Origin of the sequence: Aquabacterium humicola, assembly GCF_030167915.1 — a bacterium.
GTDB lineage: Bacteria > Pseudomonadota > Gammaproteobacteria > Burkholderiales > Burkholderiaceae_C > Pseudaquabacterium > Pseudaquabacterium humicola.
The window spans coordinates 1431555-1448479 of the sequence record NZ_JARGNB010000001.1 but is presented as its reverse complement, the minus strand read 5'-3'; the positions used below and the strand labels follow the sequence as shown (position 1 = coordinate 1448479).

Genomic DNA, 16925 nt, shown 5'->3' with positions numbered 1-16925 from the left:
CCCTGGACTGCGGTGAGATCGCCGTCAGGCGATCAAGGGTGCAGCGGGGCCGCATGCGTCGTTGCGGCGGTCGGCGTCGCGACTGCGCCCGGGCTTGCCGCGCGCGCAGGAGCGCGCCGCGCCATGATCGGCGCGGGGTCGGACAAGGGGGTGGGCAGGCATGCGAACCGCGGGCCTCGACGCGGACGACAGACCGGTGCACGACGATTCGATCGTCGGCGCCGCTCTGCCGCCCATGAGCTGGTTTCTTCCCAATGACGGGACGGCTGTTGGCGACGTTTCTCTTCCACCCGGACCATGCTGCCGCGCCGTCGCTACGGCGAGGGCGCCTGCGGCCCGTTCACGGGTGTTGCATCAACGCTTGTCGGCAGGCCCGGTACGGCCCGCCACCACGAGAACACCGGGAATGCCCGGGTAAACTCTGAAAAATCAAGCACTTACGGCGAAAACGTGGTCCGGGGCATTATAAGCAGCAAAGTGTCACCCGACGGTCATGCGGGTGGTGCGGTCGCGACGGTGCGCCGCGTGGTGGTCGACGAAGCCGGTGAAGGCCAGCGGCTGGACAACTTCCTGATCCGTCTGCTCAAGGGGGTGCCGAAGACGCACGTCTACCGCGTGATCCGCTCGGGCGAGGTGCGCGTCAACAAGGGCCGGGCCGCGGCCGACACCCGGCTGGCGATCGGCGACGAGGTGCGCGTGCCGCCCGTGCGCGTGGCCGAACCTGCCGCGGACGCCCGACCTGCGCCGCCGCGCGAATTCCCCGTGCTGTTCGAGGACGAGCACCTGCTGGCGATCGACAAGCCGGCCGGCACCGCGGTGCACGGCGGCTCCGGCGTCAGCTTCGGCGTCATCGAGCAGTTGCGGCGGGCGCGGCCGCAGGCGAAGTTCCTCGAGCTCGTGCACCGGCTCGACAAGGAGACGTCGGGCATCCTGCTGCTGGCCAAGAAGCGCAGCGCGCTCACCACGCTGCAGCAGCAGTTCCGCATCCGCGAGACCGACAAGACCTATTCGGCGCTGGTGATCGGCCACTGGCCGGCGACGCTGAAGGTGATCGATGTCGCGCTGCACAAGACGCTGGACGCCGCCGGCGAGCGCCACGTGCGCGCGGTGGACGCCGACCACGAGGACGGCCGCCGCTCGATCTCGCTGGTGCGCATCGCGCAGCACTTCGAGCACTACACGCTGCTCGACGTGACGATCAAGACTGGCCGCACGCACCAGATCCGCGTGCACCTGGCGCATGCCGGACACCCGATCGTCGGCGACGACAAGTACGGCGACTTCGAGCTCAACAAGCAGTTCGCGCGCGGGGAGGCGTTGGCCGGCGCGCGCTTCGGCCGCATGTTCCTGCATGCGAAGCGGCTGGCCTTCGATCACCCGGCGACGGGCGCGCGCATCGAGCTGCTGGCACCGCTGCCGCCCGAATGCGTCAAACTGATCGGGTCGCTCAGCGCCCCGCACTGATTCCTCCCGATGAGCCTTCGACCCCGCCGCTTCGACCTGATCGCCTTCGACTGGGACGGCACGCTGTTCGATTCCACCGCGCTGATCGTGCGCTGCATCCAGGCTGCCTGCCGCGACATCGGCATCAACCCGCCGAGCGACCAGGACGCCGCCTACGTCATCGGCCTCGGCCTGCAGGACGCGCTGCAGCATGCGGTGCCCGGTCTGTCGCCGGACCGCTACCCCGAGCTCGGCCGGCGCTATCGCCACCACTACTTCGCGCGCCAGCATGAGCTGGTGCTGTTCCCCGGCACGCTGCAGATGCTGCAGGCGCTGAAGGCGCGCAACCACTGGCTCGCGGTGGCCACGGGAAAGAGCCGGCGCGGGCTCGACGAGGCCTTGCAGACGGCGCAGCTGGGCGGCCTCTTCGACGGCAGCCGCACCGCCGACGAGACCGCCAGCAAGCCCAGCCCGCTGATGCTGCAGCAGCTGATGCGCGAGTTCGGCGTCGATGCCGGGCGCACGCTGATGATCGGCGATACCACGCACGACCTGCAGCTGGCGCGCAATGCCGGCACGGCGTCGGTCGGCGTCAGCTTCGGCGCGCACGACCATGCCGCCTTCGCCGAGTTCGAGCCGCTGTTCGTCGCGCACTCGACGTCCGAGCTGCAGGCCTGGCTGGCCGACCATGCCTGAAGCGCCGCCGCCGCGAGGTCCCGCCGACCCGGGCGCGCGCAGCGATGCGCAGCCGCTGTGCGCGGGCGCCGAGCTCGCCGAGCGGGGACGCGCGCTGCTGTTCGACGTCCTGCTGTGGGGTCAGCCGGCACGCGCCTTCGCGCTGCGCTACGAGGGCCGGGTGGTCGCCTACATCAACCGCTGCGCGCACGTGCCGGTCGAGATGGACTGGCAGCCGGGCGAGTTCCTCGACATGGACAAGCGCTGGATCGTCTGCTCGATCCACGGCGCCAGCTACGAGCCGCTGGGCGGCCATTGCGTGGCCGGACCCTGTGGCCGGGGCCGGCTGCTGCCCCTCGAAGTGCAGGAGGCCGGTGGCCGGGTGTATTGGTATCCTTCCCGCGACATCCGGCCCGTCGTCTTCGACGAGCCCGCGGCCCATTCCGGCCCATTCCTCCCCCAGGCCGATCCCGGCCCCGACGGCAGACCATGAGCTCCCCGCACGACGACTCTCTTCCCGACGCCCCGCCGCCGGCCGTTCCCCCTTCGCCTCCACCGGCCGCGTCGGCCGCCCCGCCCGTCACCGCCGCGCCCCCGGTCGCCGCCGTGTCGGCCGGCGTCGAGCAGGCGATCGAGCGCCTCGCGCGCGAACTGCTGCATGAACGCCGCACCGAGCGCCGCTGGCGCGGCTTCTTCCGCCTCTCGTGGCTGCTGCTCGTGGCGGTGGTGCTGTGGATGCTGTTCGTGCAGCGCACCCACCCGAGCGCGCCGAACGGCCCGCACACCGCCCTGGTCGACGTGCGCGGCGAGATCGCGCCGGACACCGAGGCCAATGCCGAACTGCTGGTCGGCGCGCTGAAGCAGGCCTTCGAGGACAGCGGCGCGCAGGCGGTCGTCGTGCGCATCAACAGCCCCGGCGGCAGCCCGGTGCAGGCCGGCATCGTCAACGACGAGATCCGGCGCCTGAAGGCCAAGCACCAGAAGAAGGTCTACGCAGTCGTCGAGGAGATGTGCGCGTCCGGCGCCTACTACATCGCGGTGGCCGCCGACGAGATCTTCGTCGACAAGGCCAGCCTCGTCGGCTCGATCGGCGTGCTGATGGACGGCTTCGGCTTCGCCGGCGCGATGGAGAAGCTGGGCATCGAACGCCGCCTGCTGACCGCGGGCGAGAACAAAGGCATGCTCGACCCGTTTTCGCCGCAGAACGAGCGCCACAAGGCTTACGCGCAGGCGATGATCGACCAGATCCACCGCCAGTTCATCGCCGTCGTGAAGGACGGTCGCGGCAGCCGCCTGAAGGAGGCGCCCGACACCTTCTCCGGCCTGTTCTGGAACGGCGAGGAAGCGGTCAGGCTCGGCCTCGCGGACCGGTTCGGCACGCTCGATTCGGTCGCGCGCGATGTGGTCAAGGCGGAAGAAGTGATCGACTACACCCCTCGAGAGAACGTGGCCGAGCGGCTGGCCAAGCGGTTCGGCGCGGCGCTCGGCGAGGGCGCGGTGCGGGCGCTCGGTTTCGGCGCGCGCCTGCGCTGAGCGGTCGGTCGGGAAGGACGCCGCGGCAGCGGCAGCAGGAGGAACGGGATGAGAGAGCAACGACGGGCCGCCTCGCGCGGCCTGCGGCGCGCCGGCTGGGCGGCGCTGGCGCTGGCGGCGGTGCTCGCCGCGGGCTGCGGCGGCAAGAGCGAAGCGGAGCTGATGAGCTCCGCCAAGGCCTACTTGGACAAGCGCGACGCGAAGGCGGCGACCATCCAGCTGAAGAACCTGCTGGAGAAGAACCCGCAGTCGGCCGAAGCACGCTTCCTGCTGGGCCAGGCGCTGATCGAGAGCGGTGACCCGGTCAGCGCCGAGATCGAGTTCCGGCGCGCCCTCGACTACCGCCATCCGGAGTCCGCGGTCGCCCCCGCGCGGGCGCGGGCGCTGCTGGCGATGGGCCAGCCGCGCAAGGTGATCGACGAGTACGGCCAGACCGACCTGAAGGACCCGCTGGCCGACATCGAGCTGCAGGTGGTGCTGGCGCGGGCGCACGCGACGCTCGGTGCCAACGACGAGGCGCGCGCGACGGTCGACAAGGCGCTGGGCATCTCGGCGGACTACGCGCCCGCCGTGGTGATGGACGCCAAGCTCAAGGCGGTGGCCGGCGACCTGGATGGCGCGATGGCGGCCATCGATCGCCTGCTCGCCCGCGCGCCGGAGAACACCGACGCGCTGCAGTTCAAGGCCGACCTGCTGCTGCACGGCAAGGGTGATCGCGCCGGGGCGCTGGCGATGTACCGCAAGGCGCTGGCGGTGCGCAACGACCTCGTCGAGGTCCACGGCGCGGTGTTCTCGCTGCTGCTGGCCGACCGTGACAACGACGGTGCCGCCAAGCAGCTCGAGGAACTTCGCAAGATCCGGCCCACGCACCCGCACACGCGCTACATGGAGGCCCAGCTCGCGTACGCGAACAAGGACTTCAAGAAGGCGCAGGAACAGCTGCAGGTGCTGCTGCGTCTGGCGCCGGACAGCGTGCGCGTGCTGCAGCTCGCCGGTGCGGTCGAGATGCAGCAGGGCACCTTGCCGCAGGCCGAGACCCTGCTCGCCCGGGCCGTGCAGCATGCGCCGGGCGCCGTCGATGCGCGGCGCCTGCTGGCCGAGGTCTACCTGCGTTCGCGCCAGCCGGCCAAGGCCCTGTCGACGCTGAAGCCGTTGCTGGATCGCCAGCCGACCGCCGAAGTGCTCGCACTGGCCGCGCAGGCGCATCTGCTCGAAGGCGACGCGAAGGCGGCCGAGCAGATGTTCGTGAAGGCGGCCCAGATCAAGCCCGACGACAAGCGCCTGAATGCCGCTGTCGCGCTGTCGCAGCTCGGGCGCGGCAATGCCGACGCCGCGTTCAGCGAGCTGCAGAAGCTGGCCGCCGCCGACGAAGGCCGCGCGGTCGACATGGCGCTGATCAGCGCGCGCATCCAGCGCCGCGAGTACGACAACGCGCTGAAGGCCATCGACCTGCTCGAACGCAAGCAGGCGGACAGCCCGGTGCCCGCGGTGCTGCGCGGCCGCGTGCTGGCCATGAAGAAGGACTTCGCGGCAGCGCGCAAGGCCTTCGAGCTCGCGCTGTCGCGCGATGCGAAGTACCTGCCGGCGGTGGCCGGCCTGGCCGCGCTCGACCTGCAGGACAAGCAGCCGGCGGCGGCGCAGCAGCGCTTCGAGGCGGTGCTGAAGCTCGATCCGAAGAACGTGCAGGCCTTGCTGGCGCTGGCCGAGCTGAAGCAGCGCAGCGGCGTCGGCAGCGCCGACGTGGGCAAGCTGTTCGCCGATGCCGTGCGTGCGAACCCGGGCGATGTCCAGGCGCGCATGGCGCAGATCGACTTCCTGACGCGCGCGCAGGATGCCAAGGGCGCGCTGGCCGCGGCGCAGGCCGCCGCGGCCGCGCTGCCGAACAACATCGAGGTGCTCGATCGCCTCGGCCGCGCGCAGCTGGCGGCCGGCGATCGCGAGCAGGCGAAGAGCAGCTTCGCGAAGATCGTCTCGCTGCGTCCCGACTCGTCGCTGGGCCACCTCGGGTTGGCCTCGACGCTGATCACCGCGAGTGACTTCGATGGCGCCGAACGATCGATCCGCAAGGCGATCGAGAAGGACGCCGACTCGGTGCCTGCCCATCGCATGCTGATCGCGGTCATGCTGCGCCAGAAGCAGCCGCAGAAGGCGGTCGAGGTGGCGCGCCAGCTGCAGAAGCGCCGCCCGGACGAGAGCGTCGGCCACCTGGCAGAAGGCGAGATCGAGGCGTCGCAGAAGCGCTGGGACCAGGCGATCGCCGCCTTCCGCAATGCGGTCGCCAAGCCGGACGGCGCGACCGCGGCGACCCGGCTGCATGCCGCTTACCTTGGTGGTCAGCGCCTGCCCGACGCCCAGCGTTTTGCCGACAGCTGGCTGAAGGACCATCCCAACGACGCCGCCTTCCGTCTCTACCTGGGCGACGCGGCGCTGGCGCTGAACGACCTGCCGTTGGCCGAGTCGCGCTACCAGGAAGTGTTGAAGGCCCAGCCCGACAACCCGATCGCGCTCAACAACGTCGCCTGGCTGCGCATGCGCCAGAAGAAGCCCGGCGCGCTGGAGCTGGCCGAGCGGGCCGTCGCCGCGGCGCCTAACCAGCCGGCGATGATGGACACGCTGGCGATGGTGCTGTCGGCCGAGCGCCAGTTCCCGCGCGCGATCGAGCTGCAGAAGCAGGTGGTCGCGGCGGCGCCGCAGGTGCACGGCTTCCGCCTGAACCTGGCGAAGATCTACTTCGAGGCCGGCGACAAGAAGCAGGCGCGCGCCGAGCTCGAGCCGCTGGTGAAGCTGGGCAAGGATTTCCCGGGCCACGCGGACGTGGCCCAGCTCGTCAAGAAGATCGAGGGCGGTTGACCGATCAAGCGCAGACGTCGGCGACGGCCACCGGCGCGCCTTCGCGCCGGAACGCCACCACGTGGTCGAGCTCCAGCCGGATGCCAATGCGCTCGCCGATCGCGTGGTTGTGGTGCGAGGGCACCAGCGACAGCACGGTGGCGCCGCTGTCCAGGCGCAGCGTGTAGAGGAACTCGGCGCCGCGGAAGGCCTTGGCCAGCACCTGCGCGGTGACCGGGCTCGCGTCATCGTGCACCACGTCGTCCGGGCGCAGCAGCACGTCGACCGCGCAGCCGGCCGGGCAGAGGTCGCCGTGCTCGGTGCAGCGCACCGGCTGCGGGCTGTGGATCAGCCCGAACTCCATCTGCAGGCGCTGCTCGTCGGCCACCACGCCGGGCAGGAACGCGCCCTGGCCGACGAAGTCGGCGACGAAGCGGTTGGCCGGCCGGTGGTAGAGGTTGTAGGCCGAGTCCCACTGCTGGATGCGGCCCTCGCTCATCACGCCGATGTCATCGGCGATCGCGAAAGCCTCGTGCTGGTCGTGCGTGACCATCAGCGCGGTGATGCCGGCGGACTTCAGCAGCTGGCGCAGTTCCAGCCCGAGGCGTTCGCGCAGCTCGATGTCGAGGTTGGCGAAGGGCTCGTCCAGCAGCAGCAGCCGGGGCTCCGGCGCCAGCGCGCGCGCCAGCGCGACGCGCTGCTGCTGCCCGCCCGACAGCTCGTGCGGGAAGCGCCGCGCGGCATGCGCCAGGCCCACCGTCTCCAGCATGCGCAGCGCGCGCTCTGCGGCATCCGGATGGTGCTGCAGGCCGAAGCGCACGTTGTCCAGCACCGTCAGGTGCGGGAACAGCGCATGGTCCTGGAACACCATGCCGACGCGCCGCGATTCCGGTGGCCGCTGCAATTGCGCGCTAGCGACCAGCTCGCCGCCGAGCTCGATGCCGCCGGCCAGCAGCGGCTCGAAGCCGGCGATCGCGCGCAGCACGGTGGTCTTGCCGCAACCCGAGGGCCCGAGCAGGCAGCCGATGGTGCCGGCGGGCAGGGTGAGCGACAGCGCCTCGACGACCGCGCGCCGGCCGTAGCCCACACTGATCCGGTCGACGACGAGCCAGGCGGGCGCGGCGGACATGTCTCGCATCATAGAAGGCCTCCTGCGGCGCAGCCGCACGCGGCGCGCGCACGTCGCGCCGATACACTGCCGCGGTGCCGTCCCCGTCCGTCGCGCTGCAGCCCCGTTTCCCGTTCACGCTGCCCTGGCTGAAGCTGTGCGCGCTGCTGGCGGCGGCGCTGGTCGCCGCGCCGCTGGTATCGGTCGGGCTGAACGTGTTTGCCGCCGGCACCGCGGACACCTGGTCGCACCTGGCGGCCACCGTGCTGCCCGACTACGTGCTGACGACGCTGCTGCTGTGTGCCGGCGTCGGCACCGGTGTCGCGGCGCTCGGCGTCGGTGCCGCGTGGCTGGTGACGCGCCACGACTTCCCCGGCCGTGCGCAGTTCGAATGGGCGCTGGTGCTGCCGCTGGCGATGCCGGCCTACGTGATGGCCTACACCTACACCGACCTGCTGCAGTTCGTCGGCCCGGTGCAGACGGCGCTGCGCGAGGCCTTCGGCTGGCGCCGCGCCGACTACTGGTTCCCCGACGTGCGCTCCACCGGCGGTGCGGTGCTGATGTTCTCGCTGGTGCTGTACCCGTACGTCTACATGCTCGCGCGCACCGCGTTCCTCGAACGCGCCGGCGGACTGGTCGAGGTCGCGCGATCGATGGGGCTGACGCCGTGGCAGGGCTTCGTGCGCGTATCGCTGCCGCTGGCGCGGCCGGCGATCGCCGGCGGCATGGCGCTGGCGCTGATGGAGACGCTGGCCGACTACGGCACGGTCTCGTACTTCGCGGTGCAGACCTTCACCACCGGCATCTACCGCGCCTGGTTCTCGCTCGGCGACCGCGCCGCCGCGGCGCAGCTGGCGCTGGCGCTGCTGGCCTTCGTGGTCGCGGTGCTGGTGCTGGAGCGCCTGTCGCGCGGCCGTTCGCGCTTCCACGAGACGACGCTGCGCCGCACCGGCACGCCGCGGCAGCCCTTGCACGGCGCCAGGGCGGTGCTGGCCTGGCTGGCCTGCGCGCTGCCGCTGGGGCTGGGTTTCCTGCTGCCCGCCGGATTGCTGCTGCGCATGGCGCTGCGCGAGGGCGATGCCCAGTTCGGCACGCGCTTCGCCACGCTGGCCGGCAACAGCGTGCTGCTGTCCGGATCGACGGCGCTGCTGGCCGTCGCGCTGGCGCTCCTGATCGCCTATGCCGCGCGCAGCCACCGTGGCCCGGCGATGCGCTGGTCGCATCGCATCGTCGGACTGGGGTATGCGCTGCCCGGCTCGGTGATCGCGGTCGGCGTGCTGATCCCGGTGACGCGGCTCGACCACCTGATCGCCTCGGCGCTGCGCGGCGCCTTCGGCATCGAGGCCGGCCTGCTGCTGACCGGCACGATCGCCGCGCTGGTCTACGCCTGCCTCGTGCGCTACCTGACCGCCGCGGTGCAGACCATCGATGCCGGCCTCTCGAAGATCACGCCCCACATGGACGACGCGGCACGCAGCCTCGGCCACGGGCCCGCCGCGACCCTGCGCCGGGTGCACCTGCCGCTGCTGCGCGGCAGCGTGCTGACGGCCGCGCTGCTGGTGTTCATCGACGTGATGAAGGAACTGCCCGCGACGCTGGTGATGCGGCCCTTCAACTTCGACACCCTCGCCACGCAGGCCTTCACGCTGGCCTCCGACGAGCGCCTCGCCGAGGCCTCGACCGCGGCGCTGGCGATCGTCGCGGTCGGGCTGCTGCCGATGATGATCCTGTGCCGGCAGATCGCGCGCGGGCAATCGGTCTCGGCACACTGAGGCCACCTCTGATGCCTACTTCCAGCCGGCGCGGTCGAAGACCTTCTGGGCCTGCGTGGTGGTTTTCGCGAGCTCGCCGATCGGCAACTGGTCGGCCTTGAAGCTGCCCAGCGCCGCCAGCTCCTTGTTGGCGACGGTGGCGGTCTTCACCACCGGCCACTCGTTGTTGCCGTTGGCGAAGTAGCCCTGGGCCTCGTCGCTGGCCAGGTACTCGAGGAACTTCACCGCCGCGTCGCGGTTCGGCGCGTGCTTGAGCACGCCGGCGCCCGAGACGTTGACGTGCGTGCCCCAGCTCGACTGGTTCGGCCACACGATGCCGATCGCGTTGACGGTCTGCTGATCCTCGGGCTTGGTCGAGCGCATCATGCGCACGAGGTAGTAGGTGTTGGAGATCGTCACGCCGCACTCGCCGGCGGCCACGGCCTTGATCTGGTCGGTGTCGCCGCCCTTGGGCGCACGCGCGAAGTTGGCGACCAGGCCCTTGGCCCAGGCCTCGGTCTTCGCCTCGCCGTCGTGCGCGATCATCGCGGCGCCCAGCGACAGGTTGTACGGATGCGAGCCGGAACGCACGCAGACCTGGCCCTTCAGCGCGGGCGCCGCGAGGTCGGCGTAGCTCTGCACCTGCTCCCGCTTGAGCGCGACCTTGTTGTAGACGATGACGCGCGCGCGCGTCGAGAAAGCGAACCAGGTCGGCGTGCGCAGCGTCGCCGGCACGCGCGACTCGAGCACCGGCGACTTCACCGGCTGGAACAGCCCCAGGCTGTCGGCCACTTCGAGCCGCGCGGCATCGACGGTGATCAGGATGTCCGCCGGGCTCGCCGTGCCTTCGTTGCGGATGCGCTCGACCAGTTCGTCCTCGCGGCCGTCGAGGCGGTTGATCCTGATGCCGGTGGCCTTCGTGAAGTTGGCGTACAGCGCCTCGTCGGTCTGGTAGTGGCGCGCGGAGTAGATGTTCAGGACCTTGTCCTGGGCCTGCGCCGGCAGCGCCGCGGCGGCGGCCAGCAGGGCGGGGACGAGGGCGAGGATCGGGCGGCGATGCATGGTGGCTGGTCTTGCACGGATGTCGGGGCAAAAATCATAACAAGAATGATTCGCAAGAAGAGCTGCCCACCTTCGCCGGACTTGCGATGCCTCAACCCGCGCCGGCATGGGGCCGGCGCTCGATCGCCCGCAGATCCTCCGGCCGGACCGTCGCTACACCCAGCCCGCCTTGCGGAAGCGCCACCACATCACGCTGCACACGGCGCCGATCACCCCCAGCGCCGCCGGGTAGCCCCAGGGCTGCTTCAGCTCCGGCATGTTCTCGAAGTTCATGCCCCAGATGCCGACGAAGAAAGTGGCCACCGCGAAGATGCCGGCGTAGGCCGCCAGGCGCTTGGTGACCTCGGATTCCTCGATCGTCGTCACCGACAGGTTGACCTGGATCGCGGTGGTGATCGTTTCGCGGATCGCGTCGATCGAGGTCTGCACCCGCAGGAGGTGGTCGTAGATGTCGCGGAAGTAGGCCTCGGTATGCACGCAGACCGAGGGCACGCGGCCGCCGTGCAGCTTGCTCGACGCATCCAGCAGCGGCGCGACGGCGTGGCGCAGCGTCGTGACCTTGTGCTTCAGCTCGTACAGCCGCTCGATGTTCGCGCGCGCCTGGCCACGCTCGAAGATCTGGCCCTCGATCGCCTCGAGCTCGGTCTCCAGCGCCTCGACGATCGGGAAGTAGCGGTCGACCACCGCGTCCATCAGCGCGTAGAGCACGAAGCCTGTGCCCTGGCGCAGCAGGTGCGGCTCGCGCTCGCAGCGCTCGCGCACGCCGAGGAAACCCTGGGTGCTGCGGTTGCGCACCGACAACACGAAGTTGCTGCCGGCGAAGACGTGCACCTCGCCGATGCGCAGCTCGTCCAGCGGCGTGAACTCCACCATGTGCATCACGGTGAACAGCGTCGTCCCGTACTCCTCGATCTTCGGGCGCTGCTGGCCGTGATGCGCGTCCTCGATGGCCAGGTCGTGCAGGCCGAACTCGTCCTGCATCGTCGACAGCTCCTGTTCGCTGGCATCGCGAAGCGCGACCCAGACGAAGCATCCCGGCCGCTGCAGATAGTCGCTGATCGCCTCGACGGGGATGTCGGCGAGCTTGGTCCCTTCCTGGTAGGCGACGCAGTTGATGAGCATGGACAACAGACTCCTGGTGGGCACCCGCTCGGCGGGCCGCCGATCTTGGCATGGCGGGCGTCACCTGCCGGCGCGAGAATGCGCGCCGTCGACCCCCGAGGAGAACAAGCGATGAAAGGTGACGCCAAGGTCCTGGCTTACCTCAATGCCCAGCTGAAGCTGGAGCTCACGGCCATCAACCAGTACTTCCTGCATGCGCGCATGCTGAAGAACTGGGGCTACAACCGCATGGCCAAGCACGAATACGACGAGTCGATCGAGGAGATGAAGCACGCCGACAAGCTGATCGAGCGCGTGCTGATGCTCGATGGCCTGCCGAACCTGCAGGACCTGGGCAAGCTGCTGATCGGCGAGAGCGTGGTCGAGACGATGCAATGCGACCTGAAGGTCGAGCTCGCTTCGCAGGCCCACCTGAAGGAGGCGATCGCGCATTGCGAAAGCGTGCGCGACTACGTCAGCCGCGAGCTGCTCGAGGACATCCTCGAGGACACCGAGGAGCACATCGACCACCTCGAGACGCAGCTGGGTCTCGTCGGCCAGGTCGGCGAGCAGAACTACCTGCAGAGCCAGATGGGCGATGCGTCGAGCTGAGGGCGCCCGCGCAGGCCGGGTCCGCGTGACATATCGCCGCGCTGAAAGCCCCCGTGAGGCGCGGGACGATTGAGAACTATTCGTATTAAGGTGTAGACTGCCGGCACCGTTTGAGTTGTGCCGCCATGATCGTCTGCCTCTGCCGCCGAATCTCCGACCGAGACATCCAGCATGCCGTGCGCGAGGGCATCAACAGCTTCGACGTGCTGCAGGACGAGACGGGCGTGTCCAGCCATTGCGGCGCCTGCCACGATTGCGCGAACGAGGTGTTCCAGGAGGCGTGCGCAGCGCTGCACGGCGGCGGCGCCGAGACCTGCCACGCCAGCCAGAAGGTGATCTCGATCGCCACCGCGTTCGCGACCTGAGCGTCGGTCCGGGACGGACCGGCCCGGCGGCGCGCCGGGGCGCCGCCCGTCAATCGGCCTTCAGCAGGCCCTTGGTCTCGATGAAGGCCACCACCTCGGCCAGCCCCTGGCCGGTGCGCAGGTTGCTCATCACGTGCGGCCGGTTCGGCCGCATGCGGCGGGTATCGGCTTCCATCACCGCGAGGTCGGCGCCGACGTGCGGCGCGAGGTCGGTCTTGTTGATCACGAACAGGTCGCTCTTCGTGATGCCGGGACCGCCCTTGCGCGGGATCTTCTCGCCGGCGGCGACGTCGATCACGTAGATCGTCAGGTCACTCAGCTCGGGGCTGAAGGTCGCGGCGAGGTTGTCGCCGCCGGACTCGATGAACACGATGTCGGCCTGCGGAAACCGTTCCAGCATGCGGTCGACCGCCTCGAGGTTGATCGACGCGTCCTCGCGGATCGCGGTGTGCGGGCAGCCGCCGGTCTCCACGCCCATGATGCGCTCGGGCGCCAGCGCGCCGGCCACCGTCAGCAGGCGCTGGTCTTCCTTCGTGTAGATGTCGTTGGTGATGACGACGAGGTCCCAGCGCTCGCGCATCGCCTTGCACAGCATCTCGACCAGCGTCGTCTTGCCCGAGCCCACCGGCCCGCCGACACCGACGCGCAGCGGCGGCAGCTTCTTGGTGCGACCGGGGATCGTGTGCAGCAGGGTCATCGTGGTGTCCGGTGGAAGAAGGTGTTCATGAGCGGAACAGGCGCGAATACTGGGCCTCGTGCCGGGCCGACAGGATGGCCCAGCGCGGCGCGAAGCTCTGGCGGGCGGCATCGCCCTCCGGCGCCGCGGCCGTCGCCAGCGCCGCGTCGATCACGCCCGGCAGCGCCTCGGCCAGCGCGTCGAGCAGGCGTTGGCCTGCGGCCTGGCCGAGCGGCACCGCCTTCAGCGCCGCCTGCACCATGTTCTCGGCCCAGCCGAAGCCATAGCCCAGCAAGGTGCCCGCGGCATCGAGCCCGCTGCAGTCGGCGGCCAGCGCGAAGGCGATCGGCCAGGCCGGCGCCGGCCGCAGCGCGCGCAGGTGTCCGACACGGGGGTCGTCCGGATGGCGCTGGCGCAGCCAGTCGGTCAGCGAGCGGCCGGTCTGCTCGGTCTGCAGGCGCAGTTCGGCGCTCTCGCGGGTCTGCAGCGCCCAGTCGTTCAGCGCACCGACGCGGGTCCGGTCGTCGGCCTGCCAGGCCCCGTGCGCGGCGGCGACCAGCGGCAGGTCGGCGCGCTGCAGGCCGAGCGCGAGGTGGTCGAGCAGCCAGCGCGCGGCGCCCGCCTCGTCGACCACCAGACCGGCGTCGACCGCCGCTTCCAGCACCTCGGAATAGCTGAATCCCCCGACCGGCAAGGCCGGCGAGGCCAGGCGCAGCAGGCCGAGCAGCGCGCGCCGGTCAGGAAAGGTCGGCGCGGTCAATGGTCGTGGTCGTGACCGTGGGCAGGGTGATGGCCCTGCCCATGATCGTGATCGTGATCGTGCGCATGGTCGTGTCCGTGCGCAGGGCCGTGGCCGTGATGATCGTGGTGCGCATGGCCGTGCCCGCCCGTGCCGTAGGCGCCTCCTTCGGGCTCGAAGGCGGCCTGCTCCTCGGTGACGATCAGGTGCTGCTGGCGCAGCATGGTCGCCAGCACATGGTCGGGTTCCAGCTTGAGGTGGTCGGGCTTGAGCTCCAGCGCGACATGGCGGTTGCCCAGGTGGTAGGCCGCGCGCATCAGGTCGAACGGCGAGCCGTGCACGCTGCAGTGGCGCACGACCAGCACCGGCTGCGGCGCCGCCTGCACGGCGATCAGCGAGCCGTCCTCGGCCACCAGCACGTCGCCGCCGCGCACCTGCGTGCCGCGCGGCAGGAAGACGCCGAGCGCGCGGCCCGTCGAGTCGGTGGCATCGAAGCGGCTCTTCTGCCGCACGTCCCAGTCCAGCGCGACGGTCGCTGCGCGGTTCAGCAGCACCTTCGCGAGGCCGCGGCCCTGGGGAATCAGCTTGTTGATCGTCAGCATCGGCCGATTGTCGCGGCAGGCGAGGGCCGCTGTCAGAACTCGACCATCTCCAGCGGCACACCGCGCGCGGCCAGCGCGGCGCGGGCGTTCTCGGCCTGGCGCGGATGGGTGAACGGCCACCAGGTCACGCGCCAGCCCTCCGGCGTCTGCTGCAGGCCGGTCTCGATCGCCGTCGGGTGCGCGATCCGGCTGGTCTCGGCGCGCAGGCGCTTCAGCACGCCTTCAGCCTCGGCGCGCGAGCGGATCGGGCGCGTGACCAGCGCATAGAAGTGCACGGCGCCCGGCGCGGTCGCGGAGCCGGCGGCGGGGGGTGTCGCCGGCCTCCCGAGCTGCGGCAGGTTCGGATGCTTCTCGCGCTCGGCGCGCGCGGCCTCGGCGAGGTCCGGCTTCAGGCGTGGCACCAGCGGCGCGGAGGCGCGCTGGGCTTCGGCGAGCGGTGGGCTGGGCGGCGTGGTTGGCAGGGTCTGCGCGGGCGGCAGGGGTGGCGCTGGCGCCGGCGAGGTGACCGACGCCGCCGGGGAAGCCACCGACGCCGCCGGCGAGGGTGCCGGCCCCGGCCGCGGCCGGGCGGCAGCGACCGGCGGTGGTGACGCGGAGGCCGCCGGCGAAGGCGCGGCGGCCGGCGATGCCCCGGCCACGGGCGGCGGCGGTGCCGATGGGCGGGCAGGCACGACCACCGCGGCCGAGGCCGGCGCGGCGGCGCTGGCCACCGGCGGCGCCGGAGGCACCGACGCCGCCGCCACCGGGGGGGCCGGTGGCGGCAGGGAGGCGGCCACTGCGGGCGGCGCCGCACGCGGTGCCGGCGTCGATGCCGCACTCGCCGGCGCGCGTGCGGCCGGCGGCACGTCCGCAGCCCGCTGCTGGGTCGCGACCAGCCACAGCGCCGCGGCGCCGACCAGCAGCGACACCATCGCGCCGCCGCCCAGTGCGGCCAGCCGCGGCACGCTCCACAACCTCTGGCCGAGCACCGGCATGCGCCGGCCGTGGCCCAGCACCAAGCGGGGCCGGGCCGGCCCGATGTCGATCGCCGCGGTCACGAGGTAGCGGCTCAGCCGCTCGGGCGGCTCGTCGCCGCGCGGCGCGTCGACCAGGTCGCGGTCCGTCTGCAGCACGCGTTCGGGCAGCTCGGGTGGCCCGGGGCGCTCGACGAAACCATGGCGCAGCGCGAAGGCCGACAGCTTCTTCGGGCCGATCTCCGGCAGCGCATCCTCGCTGAACACCGGCCACGGCTTCAGGTTCACCCGCTTCGGGAACATCAGCGCCAGCAGCCCGCGCTTGGGCGGCACCGCGTGCCACGCCGGCTGCGCTTCACGGGCGAACGGCAGCGCGACGATGCCGACGCTCTGCACGTCCTTGCGGGCGATGCGCCGCGCGAGCGGATGGCGGTTGTGCCAGGCCACCACCTGGGCCGCGACATCGGCGATGAAGCTCGGCGGGTCGGCGCTCACGTGCTCAGCAGGGTCCGGCACTCGGCCCGCGAACGGATCCGGCCTCGAATGGCCCCCGGGTGGTTGTACTTTTGCAATGCGCGAACTGTAACCCGCCCCCTGTCACGGGCCTGCGACGACAATGACGCCACGGGCGCGGCCTGCGGCGCCGGCCCCGGTGACGGTCAAGGAAGATCAACATGCGCGTCGTGGGTCGTCTGCTGTGCAGCCTTGCCATCGTCCTGTCGGCAGCGCCGGCCGCCGCCGCCGATCCGCCCGATTGCTCGCGCACGCTCAGCCTCGCGCTGCACGAACACGGCCTGCTCTACTCCGGCCAGACCGGCGAGGGCATCGACAAGGACATCTCCGACGAGCTGCAGCGGCGCAGCGGCTGCCGCTTCTCGGTCACGGTGATGCCGCGCGCGCGCATCTGGCAGCTGATCGAATCCGGCGCGCTCGACTTCAGCCTGTCGGGCATCACCAACGAGGCGCGCGAGAAGTTCGCCGCGTTCGCGTGGTACTTCTCCAACAAGTACTACCTGCTCGTGCGCAAGGATGCGGGCGTGCGCACGCATGCCGACCTGCTGGACAACCCGAAGCTCAAGCTCGGCGTGATCCGCAGCTTCCGCTACAGCCCGACCGCCAACCGCATGGTCGACCGGCTCGACGGGCAGCAGCGCGTCAGCTACGCCAGCCACCTCGATCCGCTGTTCGAGATCCTGCTCGACAACCGGGTGCAGGCGATGATCGTCGAGCCCTTCGACTATCCCGTCGTCTTCCGCGGCCGGCTGCGCGAAGAGACCGCCATCCTCGAGTTCGACGATCCGCCGGTGCCGCACGGGCTGATCATGTCGAAGAAGGCGCTGTCGCCGGCCCAGCACGCCGCCTGGCGCGGCGTGGTCGACGAGATGCGCCGCGACGGCACGATGCAGCGCATCTTCGAGAAGTACTTCCGGCCCGAGCTGGCGCGGGACATGACCAATTTCTAGGGCGACGAGGACG

16 protein-coding genes are annotated in these 16925 nt (G+C 71.0%); 9 read left to right on the top strand and 7 right to left on the bottom strand.

Going from position 1 to position 16925, the window contains the following annotated elements:
• Positions 1-477 precede the first annotated feature (477 nt).
• From P1K89_RS06425 to prsT, 5 genes are read left to right on the top strand one after another with little or no spacing between them, the layout of a single operon-like run.
• The gene (locus P1K89_RS06425; RefSeq protein ID WP_284615552.1) at positions 478-1464 is read left to right on the top strand and encodes an RluA family pseudouridine synthase; all 987 of its coding nucleotides are present in this window, start codon (positions 478-480) and stop codon (positions 1462-1464) included.
• Between the two features lie 9 nt (positions 1465-1473).
• The gene (locus P1K89_RS06420; RefSeq protein WP_284615551.1) at positions 1474-2139 is read left to right on the top strand and encodes an HAD family hydrolase; all 666 of its coding nucleotides are present in this window, start codon (positions 1474-1476) and stop codon (positions 2137-2139) included.
• Positions 2132-2611: a Rieske (2Fe-2S) protein gene (locus P1K89_RS06415; RefSeq protein ID WP_284615550.1), complete on the top strand. Its 480-nt coding sequence runs from the start codon at positions 2132-2134 to the stop codon at positions 2609-2611. Before P1K89_RS06420 ends, P1K89_RS06415 begins: the two co-directional genes overlap by 8 nt.
• Positions 2608-3651 (top strand): S49 family peptidase, encoded by a 1044-nt coding sequence (locus P1K89_RS06410; protein WP_284615549.1) that lies wholly within the window; start codon positions 2608-2610, stop codon positions 3649-3651. Before P1K89_RS06415 ends, P1K89_RS06410 begins: the two co-directional genes overlap by 4 nt.
• A gap of 48 nt (positions 3652-3699) precedes the next feature.
• Positions 3700-6501: an XrtA/PEP-CTERM system TPR-repeat protein PrsT gene (gene prsT / locus P1K89_RS06405; protein WP_284615548.1), complete on the top strand. Its 2802-nt coding sequence runs from the start codon at positions 3700-3702 to the stop codon at positions 6499-6501.
• A gap of 4 nt (positions 6502-6505) precedes the next feature.
• On the opposite strand, the gene P1K89_RS06400 is transcribed toward prsT, so the two are convergent.
• Entirely contained in the window at positions 6506-7609 is a 1104-nt protein-coding gene (locus tag P1K89_RS06400) for an ABC transporter ATP-binding protein (protein ID WP_284615547.1), read from the bottom strand.
• 74 nt (positions 7610-7683) lie between these two features.
• Between P1K89_RS06400 and P1K89_RS06395 the strand changes: the two genes are divergently transcribed.
• Positions 7684-9360 carry an ABC transporter permease gene (locus tag P1K89_RS06395; RefSeq protein WP_284615546.1) on the top strand — a complete coding sequence of 559 codons (1677 nt, stop codon included), beginning with the start codon at positions 7684-7686 and terminating at the stop codon, positions 9358-9360.
• 15 nt (positions 9361-9375) lie between these two features.
• Here P1K89_RS06395 and P1K89_RS06390 read toward each other — a convergent pair whose 3' ends face one another.
• Both P1K89_RS06390 and corA read right to left on the bottom strand, forming a co-directional pair.
• On the bottom strand, positions 9376-10401 hold the full coding sequence (locus P1K89_RS06390; protein WP_284615545.1) for an extracellular solute-binding protein: 1026 nt from the start codon (positions 10399-10401) through the stop codon (positions 9376-9378).
• Positions 10402-10554: 153 nt separating this feature from the next.
• The gene (gene corA, locus P1K89_RS06385) at positions 10555-11523 is read right to left on the bottom strand and encodes a magnesium/cobalt transporter CorA (RefSeq protein ID WP_284616321.1); all 969 of its coding nucleotides are present in this window, start codon (positions 11521-11523) and stop codon (positions 10555-10557) included.
• Positions 11524-11634: 111 nt separating this feature from the next.
• Between corA and bfr the strand changes: the two genes are divergently transcribed.
• Positions 11635-12114: a bacterioferritin gene (gene bfr / locus P1K89_RS06380; protein ID WP_284615544.1), complete on the top strand. Its 480-nt coding sequence runs from the start codon at positions 11635-11637 to the stop codon at positions 12112-12114.
• Between the two features lie 125 nt (positions 12115-12239).
• Positions 12240-12479 (top strand): (2Fe-2S)-binding protein, encoded by a 240-nt coding sequence (locus tag P1K89_RS06375; protein ID WP_284615543.1) that lies wholly within the window; start codon positions 12240-12242, stop codon positions 12477-12479.
• Positions 12480-12528: 49 nt separating this feature from the next.
• Here the strand turns inward: P1K89_RS06375 and ureG are convergent, their stop codons facing one another.
• Genes ureG through P1K89_RS06355 form a run of 4 tightly spaced genes read right to left on the bottom strand, consistent with a single transcriptional unit; the run spans position 12529 to position 15944 of the window.
• Positions 12529-13176, bottom strand: coding sequence for an urease accessory protein UreG (ureG, locus tag P1K89_RS06370; protein ID WP_284615542.1), 648 nt, complete (start codon positions 13174-13176; stop codon positions 12529-12531).
• A 25-nt stretch (positions 13177-13201) separates the two neighbouring features.
• Positions 13202-13915 carry an urease accessory protein UreF gene (locus P1K89_RS06365; protein WP_284615541.1) on the bottom strand — a complete coding sequence of 238 codons (714 nt, stop codon included), beginning with the start codon at positions 13913-13915 and terminating at the stop codon, positions 13202-13204.
• Positions 13912-14496: an urease accessory protein UreE gene (ureE, locus tag P1K89_RS06360; protein WP_284615540.1), complete on the bottom strand. Its 585-nt coding sequence runs from the start codon at positions 14494-14496 to the stop codon at positions 13912-13914. Before ureE ends, P1K89_RS06365 begins: the two co-directional genes overlap by 4 nt.
• A gap of 32 nt (positions 14497-14528) precedes the next feature.
• Entirely contained in the window at positions 14529-15944 is a 1416-nt protein-coding gene (locus P1K89_RS06355) for a hypothetical protein (RefSeq protein ID WP_284615539.1), read from the bottom strand.
• Positions 15945-16123: 179 nt separating this feature from the next.
• Here P1K89_RS06355 and P1K89_RS06350 point away from each other — a divergent pair, with 179 nt between their 5' ends.
• Complete coding sequence (locus tag P1K89_RS06350; protein WP_284615538.1) at positions 16124-16912, top strand: substrate-binding periplasmic protein; 789 nt, start codon at positions 16124-16126, stop codon at positions 16910-16912.
• Positions 16913-16925: the final 13 nt, after the last annotated feature.